We start from the raw sequence: 12,259 nt of genomic DNA, 5'->3' as shown, positions 1-12,259 counted from the left end.
CGGATGGTGTTGATATGCTACGCTCCAACCGCGAAAAACAACAATCCTACGAATTTGTTTCCATCGAAGATCTGGTTCCTCAAGATCACTTGCTCCGCAAAGTAGATAAGTATATCGATTTTTCGTTTATCGATGATAAAGTTCGATCACTGTATTGTGCAGACAACGGGCGTCCTGCCATTGATCCTACCGTATTGTTTAAAATGATCTTTCTCGGTTATTTCTATGGCATTCGCTCAGAACGGCAACTCGAGCGAGAAATTCAGACGAACCTAGCTTATCGTTGGTTTCTGAGGTTGGGCTTAACGGATAAAGTTCCGGACCATACGACGATTAGCTGGAATCGTCGTACTCGCTTTAAAGACACCACGATCTTTCAAGATATCTTCGATGAAATTGTGCTGCAGGCGATCTCTCACCGAATGGTGGGTGGGCGTGTTCTCGTCACCGATTCCACACACGTCAAAGCCAATGCTAACAGGCACCAGTACACCAAAGAACAAGTGTTGCAGAATACTAAAGACTATATGGACGAGCTGAACGAAGCGGTGAAGGATGACCGGAGAAACCACGGAAAAAAGCCTTAAAATCCCGAGAGGAAGTGAACGAAGAAAAAGAAATTAAAGTGAGCAAAACAGACCCGGACAGCGGCTATATGATCCGTGATGGCAAGCCCGAAGGCTTCTTCTATCTGGACCACCGCACGGTGGATATGAAGTACAATCTGATTACGGACGTGCATGTGACACCGGGGAATGTACATGATTCTGTCCCCTATTTGTCCCGTTTGGATCGCCAAAGAGAACGTTTTGGTTTTCAAGTAGAAGCTGTTGCACTAGATTCAGGTTATTTAACAACGCCGATTTGCCGAGGTTTGCAGAACCGAAAGATTTTTGCCGTGATTGCTCACCGAAGATTCCATCCCAGACAAGGACTGTTTCCGAAATGGAAGTTTGAATACGATGCCAAACGCAATGCGTATAGATGCCCAGCCCAACAGGAACTGCCCTACCGAACGACGGACCGTAAGGGATACCGGCAGTATGCCTCTGACCCAGCTCAGTGCCAGCATTGCCCACTGCTAAGTCAGTGTACCCAGTCTCGAAACCACCGCAAAGTGGTGACTCGGCATGTCTGGGAAGACAGCAAAGAGTGGGTACGGAGCAACCGGCTGAGCCCATCTGGTAAAAAGCTGTACCGCAAACGAAAAGAGACGATTGAGCGAAGCTTCGCGGATGCCAAAGAGCTCCATGGGTTTCGCTATTGCCGTTTGCGCGGTCTTCCAAACGTCAGGGAACAAGCCCTTATGACGGCAGCCGTGCAGAACATGAAGAAGATGGCGATCCACCTAGATCGCCTGGAGAAACAGGGGTAACCCCCCTGCTTCTCCAGAGACCAGAGCATTATGATGTAAAAAAGAAACCCACGTCTCAAAATGACGGGGTTTCTCGACAATCTGAAGAAGCTTTCCCGTAGGGAAAGCTTCCAGGCTGTCGAGAAAGTCTCGACAGCCTATTTTATGTTAATTTTGTTTAAGACGACACCGCGTTAATGTTGTATAATATAGGTAACTATTGTAGAACGGATGGTGTTGATATGCTACGCTCCAACCGCGAAAAACAACAATCCTACGAATTTGTTTCCATCGAAGATCTGGTTCCTCAAGATCACTTGCTCCGCAAAGTAGATAAGTATATCGATTTTTCGTTTATCGATGATAAAGTTCGACCACTGTATTGTGCAGACAACGGGCGTCCTGCCATTGATCCTACCGTATTGTTTAAAATGATCTTTCTCGGTTATTTCTATGGCATTCGCTCAGAACGGCAACTCGAGCGAGAAATTCAGACGAACCTAGCTTATCGTTGGTTTCTGGGGTTGGGCTTAACGGATAAAGTTCCGGACCATACGACGATTAGCTGGAATCGTCGCACTCGCTTTAAAGACACCACGATCTTTCAAGATATCTTCGATGAAATTGTGCTGCAGGCGATCTCTCACCGAATGGTGGGTGGGCGTGTTCTCGTCACCGATTCCACACACGTCAAAGCCAATGCTAACAGGCACCAGTACACCAAAGAACAAGTGTTGCAGAATACTAAAGACTATATGGACGAGCTGAACGAAGCGGTGAAGGATGACCGGAGAAACCACGGAAAAAAGCCTTAAAATCCCGAGAGGAAGTGAACGAAGAAAAAGAAATTAAAGTGAGCAAAACAGACCCGGACAGCGGCTATATGATCCGTGATGGCAAGCCCGAAGGCTTCTTCTATCTGGACCACCGCACGGTGGATATGAAGTACAATCTGATTACGGACGTGTATGTGACACCAGGGAATGTACATGATTCTGTCCCCTATTTGTCCCGTTTGGATCGCCAAAGAGAACGTTTTGGTTTTCAAGTAGAAGCTGTTGCACTAGATTCAGGTTATTTAACAACGCCGATTTGCCGAGGTTTGCAGAACCGAAAGATTTTTGCCGTGATTGCTCACCGAAGATTCCATCCCAGACAAGGACTGTTTCCGAAATGGAAGTTTGAATACGATGCCAAACGCAATGCGTATAGATGCCCAGCCCAACAGGAACTGCCCTACCGAACGACGGACCGTAAGGGATACCGGCAGTATGCCTCTGACCCAGCTCAGTGCCAGCATTGCCCACTGCTAAGTCAGTGTACCCAGTCTCGAAACCACCGCAAAGTGGTGACTCGGCATGTCTGGGAAGACAGCAAAGAGTGGGTACGGAGCAACCGGCTGAGCCCATCTGGTAAAAAGCTGTACCGCAAACGAAAAGAGACGATTGAGCGAAGCTTCGCGGATGCCAAAGAGCTCCATGGGTTTCGCTATTGCCGTTTGCGCGGTCTTCCAAACGTCAGGGAACAAGCCCTTATGACGGCAGCCGTGCAGAACATGAAGAAGATGGCGATCCACCTAGATCGCCTGGAGAAACAGGGGTAACCCCCCCTGCTTCTCCAGAGACCAAAGCATTATGATGTGAAAAAGAAACCCACGTCTCAAAATGACGGGGTTTCTCGACAATCTGGAAGCTTTCCCGTAGGGAAAGCTTCTTTAGTCAGCATTTTGCATAATTCGATTCCCAACGCTTGTAAGTACAGTATATAGACGAATTAAAGCATTTCGATCTATATACTGCTGATTTGAAAACGCTCCTGGGATTTATGCAAAATGCCCTAGTCTGATAATTAAATGTTAGACCACAACAGTCAACAAGTAATCCTCACGCTTCACTTCAGTTTCCATTGTGTTCAATACGTCCAGGTATTGAGCGGAATTTGTTACGATAATCGGCGTAGTCGTTGTATAGCCTGCCGCCTTAATTTGTTCGATATCAAATTCGAGCAACAATTGCCCTTGCTTCACTACATCACCCTCTTTGACGCGCTTGTCAAAGAATTGTCCTTTCAGCTTCACTGTATTCACACCAACGTGAATCAGAATTTCTGCTCCGTCATTGGAAGTAATACCGATGGCATGTCCGGTTGGGAATACGGTCGTAATCGTTCCATTGACAGGAGATGTCAGCACACCCTCTGTAGGATCAATAAGGATTCCTTTCCCCATAGCACCTGAAGCAAAAGCAACATCAGAAGATTGTTCCAAAGGCAATACTTTACCTTGCAGTGGGCTTACGAGAATTTCTTTCTCGATTGTCACTTCTTTCTTTATAGGCGCAGCTTCTGTTTTTGCAGTTTCTTCTTTTGGATCATCAAAGCCCAAAATCATAACCAACACAACTGCGAGTACAAAGGCAACGAGCAAACCGATGACTACCCACAAGAATCCAGCTCCAAAATAAGTTGGCAGCGCCAGTAAACTAGGCAGGGAGAAGGATTTTGCAGTCGCTCCGCCAGAAGCGATAATAGCGCCCCCAATACCACCGGATATGCAAGCATAAATGAAAGGTTTTTTCAATTTCAAAGTTACACCATAAATCGTTGGTTCTGTAATCCCGAATACAGCTGCCAGTGTAGAGGAACCCGCCAAAGCCTTCATTTGAGTATTTCGTGATTTCAGGAATACCCCCAGTGTTGCACCGGCTTGAGAAAGTATGGCTGCTGTAAGCATTGGAAGCATCGTGTCATAACCCAATGTTTGAATATTGGACAGCATAATAGGAACGAAGCCCCAATGTACACCGAAAATAACAAACACTTGCCAGAATGCACCAGCCACAGCTCCGGCGATCAATGGGCTTAAATTGTATACCCATGTAAAACCGTTCGCCAAGCCTTGACTGATCAGGTTACCGACTGGACCAAAGGCCAAAAACGTCAACGGAACAACAACTAGCAGTGATAGCATAGGGACGATAATGTTTTTAACCGATTGATGAACAAAGGAATTAAACCAACGTTCCACATAGGACTGTACCCATACCGCGAGAATAATTGGGATTACGCTGGAACTGTATTTTATCAGAATGATTGGAATCCCGAGAAAAGCCAGTTTTGCCGGATGATCCACCGCTGCAATAACATCCGGGTACACGAGTGCTCCAGCAACTGCGACCGATACAAAGGCATTTGTCTTAAATTTACGGGACGAAGTAATAGCCAGGAATATAGGCAAGAAATAAAATACGCTGTCCGAAGCGGCGTTCAAAATGAGATACGTACCGCTTGTAGTATCAATCCAATGAAGCGACGCAATTAAGGCCATAATCCCTTTGAGCAAACCTGCTCCGGCAAGAGCACCCAAGAGAGGTGAGAAAATGCTGGAAATGATATCGACCGCTTTGCCGAGAACATTTGTTTTTTCGGAAGATTCTTCCTTTTTGGCATTAGGATTGTCTGCATCCTGCAAATTCGTTTCTGCCATCATATGCTCAAATACTTGACCTACATTGTTGCCGATGACCACTTGGAACTGGCCGCTGCTTTCCACCACTGTAATGACACCAGGTGTTGCTTCCAGTGCAGCTTTGTCTGCTTTTGTGCGATCTTTTAATTTAAATCTCAAGCGTGTAGCGCAATGGAATACGGAATTGACATTCTCTTCGCCGCCAACGAGAGTCACTATTTTTTTAGATAGTTCTTTATCACTCATATTTAGAACTCCTTATGGGTTATTCTTGCTACTGATAGGGTTTACCGTTTACATTTGTTGCTAAGATGCGCCGGCATGCATCTTTTTAACCTTGTAAACAAGAAAAACCTAAACTCGTGGTGAAAACTGCGCACTCTTCCTATAAGGGAACGTCGATTTCACCATCAGTTTAGGTTTTGCCTGCCTTACCAGTCACAATCCATGAACGATGAGGGGTATGAAGTTGTTAGTCTTATATGTTATTACGCTCAGTTACCCGATGAATATGGATAGTTAGATATACGTATTCATCCTTGCTTAAATATTGATCGTATGTTTTTTCCAGATACTCATTGATCTTTTGGGCGCAAGCAAAAGCTTCGGTATACGTCTGCTTCACCTGGTTGTACAAGAATTCTTCACCACTGTGAATGACTTCTTTACGAATCACTCGCATCGCAAAATATTGCAAATGTGTCAAAAATCTCGAATAGCTAAAAGAAGACTCATCTAGCACAATCCCGTAATGGTACGTAATAATGTTCAATATATGTTGGACAATCTCAGTCATTTTCAGTGTAGATTTCATTTCGTTACCGTCAATCCGTGCATTCACCATATGCAATGCAATAAATCCCGCTTCATCTTCGCCCAATTTTACTCCGAGCGTATTTTCAATTTTTTGGAGAGCATCCAGTCCAACTGCAAATTCTTTTTTGTAAAAGCGTTTAATTTCATACAGCATCGCGTTTTGGAGTGCCAGTCCTTTTTCTTGCCGTTGTATGGCAAAATGAATATGGTCGGTCAACGTTAAATAAATATTATCGCTTAACTCCGTATCCAACACTTCTGTTGCATGGGTTACGATTTCATTCACGACCTCCAGATGAGATACAGGAATATCGTTCAGCAGCTCGGTTAGTTTGGCCGTGAACTCGTTTTCATTTAACATGAAAATCTTATCTATTTTATCATCATCGACTTGATCGCCAGCCACCTTTTTGAAGGAAATACCTCTTCCCATCACGATGACCTCTTTGCCTTTATCGTTTTTAGTCAATAGGACGTTGTTATTGAGCACCTTCTCAATAATCATTGAAGTTCCCCCTCCCATCCTTTACCAATAAAAAATGCCTAAGCACAATTCAATACTATTGTTAGCAATAGTACTCAATTGAACTCAGGCATTGCCCGCATCACCGGTCACAATCCTTCGATATAGTGCTATTGTAGCACAAAAAAAAGCGATTTCAACATTTTTTATTCTGTTTCGACAAAAAACATTTTATATCAAGACCCTTTTGCCTAATTTGCAAGTAAAGCGTTACCTTATGTGGTCGTACGTTCAATGAGGCTGTACTCTAGCGAATGAAGCTCCATTTGGCGTCCAATCAGCTGGGGGGAAAGCATGAAAAAAGCATTTTGTGCTTGAGCCATGATGGGATTTTGAATGGTTGTAATCCCCAACGTATGCGACAGCTCCGTGTTATCAAACCCAACAATCGCCAGATCTCCCGGTACGTTCAGCCGTTGTCTGCGTGCTTCGCAGAGAATGCCCACAGCTACATAATCGTTAGCACATAAAATAGCCTCTGGGAATTCCCCCCGATGCTGTAACAAATCCCGTACGACCTGTTCGCCATCACGGATATTATAAATTGAAGAGTGATTCCAGTGTTGCAACACTGACAGATTGTGCTCACTCATGATCTGTTCATAGGCTCGTTGTCTGCTATGGGTATTGATGCTGCTCGGACGACCAAAAGCATTGGCTATACGGGTATAGCCTTTTTGTATCAAATGCTTTAATGCTAGCATGTAACCTTCATATTGATCCATTGCGACGGAGCGAATATCGGTATGCTCCATTCGTTGCCAGGCCACGATCGGGCCATATTTACAATAGGTACTCAAAAAATCAGTGTCATTCACGCAGGAAATGATGACCAGCGCGTCGACTCTTTTTCTTTTTAAATCTTCAAAAGCTTGAAGCTCTTTCTTTTTGTCTTCTCCCGAAGTATAAATAATGGTCTGGAATTCATATTGTCCGGCGATTTCTACAAAGCTGTCCAGAAAAGCAAGAACAATTTCATTAATCGTTGAAGTGATGATACCAATCTGAAGCGTCTGACCCTTGGATAGGGAAATGGCATTCCGATTAGGAACATAATCTAATTCCTGCATGATTTTCAAAATCTTAGCTCTTGTTTCATGACTGACATGGGGGGACTGATTTAATACTCTGGATACCGTAGCCTTGGAAAAGCCCGCCAGTTTTGCAATTTGATCAAGATTCGACATGGTGCTTCTCCTCACATAAGAAAAAAATACTTGACATGAAACGCGTTACAACAATTAGGATGCTTATGAGGGCATTACATCTATTTTAAAGCATCTGTCAATGCATTTCAAAGGAGAACGGTTACCGTTAGGTATGGATTCACATTTGCAGCATTTGATGGGATTACTTAGGCCAAAGTAAAAATCTTATATACGGAAAGAGGTCTTTATACCATGACGAAGATGCTAAAAGGATTTCCGAAAAACTTCTTGTGGGGCGGGGCAACTGCAGCCAACCAATTGGAAGGTGCTTTTGACGTAGATGGAAAAGGCTTGTCCAGCGCAGACATGATTGCTTATGTACCCAAAGCGGAACGTAAGAACGATCACGCTATAGAGATTTCGTCCGAGCGACTCGAAGACATTTTGGCAGGCAAAGTCAATGCCCGTTTCCCAAAACGTGAAGGTGTGGACTTTTACCACCACTACAAAGAAGATATTGCATTGTTCGCTGAAATGGGCTTTAAAGTATTTCGTATGTCCATCCACTGGTCGCGGATTTTCCCGAATGGCTATGATCACGAGCCGAATGAAGCAGGATTGCAATTCTACGACAATGTATTTGATGAGCTGCGCAAATATAATATTGAGCCCTTGGTAACATTGTCACATTATGAAACACCGCTAGGTCTGACTCAGAAGTATAATGGCTGGCTGGGTCGTGAAGTCATACAGCATTACGTCAATTATGCCGAAACGGTGTTTACACGCTATAAGGATAAAGTAAAATACTGGCTGACCTTTAATGAAATCAATGTAATGACCATGAGTCCGTTCACCGGTGGCGGTGTGGTTATTGACCGTGTAGAAAACAAACAGCAAGCGATATATCAAGCATTGCATCATCAATTTGTAGCTAGTGCACTGGCAACCAAACGGGGACATGAGATCATCCCGGGTGCTCAGATCGGCTGTATGTTGGCACGTATAGAAAGCTATCCACATACGTGTAACCCAGCGGATATACTGAAAGCCCAGCATGAAAATCAGATGAACCTATTCTTTACGGATGTGCATGCCCGTGGGGAATATTCCAACTATATGAATCGTTATTTTGAAGAAAATAATATTGTGATCCAGACAGAACCCGGCGATGACGAAATTTTGAAAAATAATACGGTTGATTTTATCTCATTTAGCTACTACATGACCTTGACCGTATCGGCAGGTCCAGAAGGCGAGAAAGCAGCAGGAAACCTGATTGGCGGCGTGAAAAATCCGTATCTGCAGTCCTCCGACTGGGGATGGCAGATCGATCCGATCGGCCTGCGTGTTACACTGAATACGTTTTATGATCGCTATCAAAAGCCTCTGTTCATCGTGGAAAATGGCTTGGGTGCATATGATAAGGTGGAAGAGGACGGCTCTGTGCATGACACGTATCGCATTGATTACTTGCGTCAGCATATTGTCCAAATGAAGGAAGCGATTGCCGACGGTGTTGATCTGATTGGTTACACCAACTGGGGCCCTATCGACCTTGTGAGCATGTCTACTTCCGAAATGTCCAAGCGCTACGGATTTATTTACGTTGATCTGGATGATGACGGTAACGGAACGCTCAAACGCTCCAAAAAAGACTCTTTTAACTGGTATAAAAATGTGATAGCAACCAATGGTGAAGAATTGTAATTTCATATCGTCTCGGGCGGGTATAGCAGAGGACATCCTAAGGATGCAATCTGCTGTACCCGCTTTTTTGATAGACATAATAATATTTCAGAGGGCTTCACAAACTTTTCACTTGTAATAAGCTGAAAGTTTTCTGTATAATGAATAAAAATTTCATATGTCTGGTTGATGTTTGCGGGAGATGGAACGAAAGTTCCGACCGAAGGGGCAAAACTCTCAGGTGCTTAGGCTGTTTACAGCCACAAGCGGGGACCGTAAACGGACAGAACTCTGGAGAGACCCTTAATTGGGCGCCGAAGGTGCACCGCAGAGAACATCTGCTTAAACTCTCAGGCAAAAGGACAGAGACGCGAATAACCTGTGACAGGGAATGCCCTAGGCTTTTTTATGAGCTATTAGAGGCAGAAACCTGCACAAGATGGTTGTATTTTTTCGTGCCTTTAACCTCTCCAGGAGTCGAATCAGCTGATTTGACTCTTTTTTGTTTTCTAATATGCTGGAGGAGCGGGTTGAAATGAATTTGGTACATGTGTTAGAAGCGATTAGCAGTTGGATATGGGGGGCGCCTCTCATCATTCTTGTCATGGGAACGGGGTTGTGGCTGACCATACGTCTGAAAATGTTGCAGGTATTCCGCCTGCCCCTGGCGATCAAGCTGATCGGTAAGGCCCCGAATGAAGGCAGCGGGGATGTAAGTAGTTTTGCGGCTTTGAGTACGGCGCTAGCGGCTACAGTTGGCACAGGAAGTATTGTCGGCGTAGCGACAGCCATTAAGCTGGGCGGGCCGGGTGCCTTGTTCTGGATGGTCGTTGCAGCCTTTTTTGGGATGGCGACGAAATATGCGGAAGGTGTACTTGCAGTAAAATACCGGGTGAAGGATCGGAATGGACAATTTTCCGGCGGCCCGATGTATTATATTGAGAAAGGTCTAGGACGTCGTTTTAAACCGCTGGCGATGCTGTTTGCTTTTTCGGGCATGCTGGTGGCGTTGTTCGGGATTGGAACGTTTCCGCAGGTCAAAGCGATTGTATCTTCGACGGAAAACAGTTTTGGCGTTCCGCCCATTGTAACGGCACTGATTATAGCTATCCTTACTGGACTGGTTACTATTGGAGGACTCAAAAGCATTGCCAAGGTATCGACGAAGGTCGTTCCTTTTAAAACAGGCTTGTACGTACTGATCTGTCTCATCGTACTGATTCGGTTTGCTGACCAGCTTCCTGCCGCAATTGCGCTGGTGCTCCATTCGGCATTTTCAACTACATCTGCAACGGGCGGATTTGCCGGAGCTACGATTATGCTGGCGATGCGAAGTGGGGTAGCCAGAGGTATTTTTGCCAATGAGGCCGGATTGGGGAGCGCACCGATTGCAGCCGCAGCTGCCAAAACCAAATGGCCTGCGGAGCAAGGGTTGATTTCCATGACAGGCGTGTTTATTGATACGATGGTTATTTGTGTGATGACCGGGTTGACGCTACTGGTTAGCGGTGTGTGGAGCGGGCCTACCGATGCGGGTCTGATGACTCAGCAAGCATTTTCCAGCGCATTCCCGCTGGGGGCAGAACTGCTCACAATTATTCTGATTATGTTCGCGTTCACCACCATGCTCGGCTGGAACTATTACGGGGAACGCTGTGTTGAATATTTGCTTGGGGTCAAGTGGATTAAGCCATACCGTTATCTGTTCATTCTACTCGTTGGCGGGGGCGCGTTCATTAAACTGGATGCGATTTGGCTGCTGGCAGATATCTTTAACGCAATGATGGCTTTCCCGAACCTGATTGCACTGCTCGGCTTATCAGGCATTGTCGTTGCAGAAACCCGAACCTATATGGATTCTCTGAATTCTAGTAAGAAAAAGGGCATTCTTGCAGGTGCCAGTGTAGGGGCAGCTATTCAAGTAGAAGAAAAGGGACAAACGGTTAATTCATAAATTTCAAAAGGGAGTGCTCTCAGCCATCACAGGCTTGAGGACACTCCCTTTTGAATGTTATAACGATGCACGCAAAATAGCTAAAATATCTTCTTGATTCAGCTTTTTATAATTACCGAAGCCTCCATATTCCATTTCACGGGCTGCAATGGTTGCGATTTTTTCCAATTGCTCATCATTAATATTGTAATCGGCCAGGGTGGAAGGGGCACCGAGACTTGTCCAGAATGCACTAAGACGGTCAATACCCTCCAAAGCGATTTCTCTATCTGTTTTATCTACGGTGTCTAAGTCAAACATGCTGAGCATCAGCCGTTTCATGCGTGCAGCATCCTGATCCACCGTATGTCTCATCCAGTTGGGGAATAGGATCGCCAGACCGCCAGCATGAGGAATATCATATACAGCAGATAATGCATGTTCAATCGTATGCGAAGCCCAGTCCCCGAAGTAGCCCATTTGCAGTGTTCCGTTAAGAGCAATCGTTCCGGCATATAAAATCGTTTCGCGATGCTCGTAGTTGTGCAAATCCTCCAACAGCTTAGGTGCAGTTTCGATTACGGTTTGCAGCACGGAAAAGCACATACGATCTTGCAACGGTGTATTTTTAACATTGTGAAAATACTGTTCAAATACATGGCTCATCATATCCACCATGCCATATACCGTCTGATCACGTGGCACAGAGAAGGTGTTTTTTGGGTCCAGAATCGAAAACTTCGGATGCGTCACCGCGCTGCCCCATACGTATTTTTCGTTCGTTTCCCAGTTGGTGATGACAGAATCCGGATTCATTTCTGAACCGGTGGCGGCGAGTGTGAGGATGGTGCCGAATGGTAGAGCCTCGGTCGGCATGTGCTTTTTGTTGATAATATCCCACACATCGCCGTCATATTTAGCCCCTGCTGCGATGGCTTTGGTGCAATCAATAACGCTTCCGCCGCCTACTGCAAGTAAGAAGTCGATGTTTTCATTTCGGCAAATGTCGATGCCCTTCTTAACGGTAGACAAGCGCGGATTCGGCTCTACGCCGGACAATTCATGAATGTTAAGATGTAGCGGCTCTAACGCGTTTAATACCTGGTCATACAGACCATTTCGCTTGACACTTCCGCCTCCGTATATCAGTAAAATATTTTTGCCGTAATTCAGCAGCTCCTGCTGCAGTTCTTCAATTTGATTGTCTCCAAATATTAATTTGGTGGGGTTATAATATGTGAATTTGTTCATCTGGAAAGTTCCCCTCAGTTCATAGTTCATGTTCAAATCGTAAATCGCTTAACCTGATTGCCTGTTGAATACCTAACTT

The 12,259-nt window shown here is 45.1% G+C and carries 8 protein-coding genes and 2 riboswitches; of the genes, 4 read left to right on the top strand and 4 right to left on the bottom strand.

What is annotated here, in order from left to right; all coding sequences use genetic code 11:
- The first annotated feature begins 14 nt into the window (after nucleotides 1–14).
- Nucleotides 15–1,375, top strand: a protein-coding gene (locus MKY98_RS20145) for an IS1182 family transposase (protein WP_341011439.1) whose coding sequence is annotated in 2 segments (ribosomal slippage) — nucleotides 15–582 and nucleotides 582–1,375 — 1,362 coding nt in all. Because the reading frame shifts where the segments join, the coding sequence is not laid out codon by codon here.
- A gap of 221 nt (nucleotides 1,376–1,596) precedes the next feature.
- Nucleotides 1,597–2,957, top strand: a protein-coding gene (locus MKY98_RS20140; protein WP_341011446.1) for an IS1182 family transposase whose coding sequence is annotated in 2 segments (ribosomal slippage) — nucleotides 1,597–2,164 and nucleotides 2,164–2,957 — 1,362 coding nt in all. Because the reading frame shifts where the segments join, the coding sequence is not laid out codon by codon here.
- A 252-nt stretch (nucleotides 2,958–3,209) separates the two neighbouring features.
- On the opposite strand, the gene MKY98_RS20135 is transcribed toward MKY98_RS20140, so the two are convergent.
- The 3 genes from MKY98_RS20135 to MKY98_RS20125 all read right to left on the bottom strand — a co-directional run bounded on the left by MKY98_RS20135 (nucleotide 3,210) and on the right by MKY98_RS20125 (nucleotide 7,346).
- Nucleotides 3,210–5,066 (bottom strand): beta-glucoside-specific PTS transporter subunit IIABC, encoded by a 1,857-nt coding sequence (locus MKY98_RS20135; protein WP_069011249.1) that lies wholly within the window; start codon nucleotides 5,064–5,066, stop codon nucleotides 3,210–3,212.
- A 232-nt stretch (nucleotides 5,067–5,298) separates the two neighbouring features.
- The gene (gene licT / locus MKY98_RS20130; RefSeq protein WP_023990001.1) at nucleotides 5,299–6,141 is read right to left on the bottom strand and encodes a BglG family transcription antiterminator LicT; all 843 of its coding nucleotides are present in this window, start codon (nucleotides 6,139–6,141) and stop codon (nucleotides 5,299–5,301) included.
- 233 nt (nucleotides 6,142–6,374) lie between these two features.
- Nucleotides 6,375–7,346: a LacI family DNA-binding transcriptional regulator gene (locus tag MKY98_RS20125; protein ID WP_069011250.1), complete on the bottom strand. Its 972-nt coding sequence runs from the start codon at nucleotides 7,344–7,346 to the stop codon at nucleotides 6,375–6,377.
- Nucleotides 7,347–7,559: 213 nt separating this feature from the next.
- On the opposite strand from MKY98_RS20125, the gene MKY98_RS20120 reads away from it, so the two are divergent.
- Complete coding sequence (locus tag MKY98_RS20120; protein WP_069011251.1) at nucleotides 7,560–9,017, top strand: glycoside hydrolase family 1 protein; 1,458 nt, start codon at nucleotides 7,560–7,562, stop codon at nucleotides 9,015–9,017.
- Between the two features lie 165 nt (nucleotides 9,018–9,182).
- Nucleotides 9,183–9,259: riboswitch (glycine riboswitch) on the top strand.
- Between the two features lie 18 nt (nucleotides 9,260–9,277).
- Nucleotides 9,278–9,372: riboswitch (glycine riboswitch) on the top strand.
- A 159-nt stretch (nucleotides 9,373–9,531) separates the two neighbouring features.
- Nucleotides 9,532–10,950 carry an alanine/glycine:cation symporter family protein gene (locus MKY98_RS20115; protein WP_029518389.1) on the top strand — a complete coding sequence of 473 codons (1,419 nt, stop codon included), beginning with the start codon at nucleotides 9,532–9,534 and terminating at the stop codon, nucleotides 10,948–10,950.
- A gap of 57 nt (nucleotides 10,951–11,007) precedes the next feature.
- Here the strand turns inward: MKY98_RS20115 and MKY98_RS20110 are convergent, their stop codons facing one another.
- Nucleotides 11,008–12,180 (bottom strand): iron-containing alcohol dehydrogenase, encoded by a 1,173-nt coding sequence (locus tag MKY98_RS20110; protein ID WP_069011252.1) that lies wholly within the window; start codon nucleotides 12,178–12,180, stop codon nucleotides 11,008–11,010.
- Nucleotides 12,181–12,259 lie beyond the last annotated feature (79 nt).

Origin of the sequence: Paenibacillus sp. FSL M8-0228, from assembly GCF_038007385.1 — a bacterium.
GTDB lineage: Bacteria > Bacillota > Bacilli > Paenibacillales > Paenibacillaceae > Paenibacillus > Paenibacillus polymyxa_D.
The sequence above is the reverse complement of the archived record's forward strand: the minus strand, read 5'-3'. Positions and strand labels throughout refer to the sequence as shown.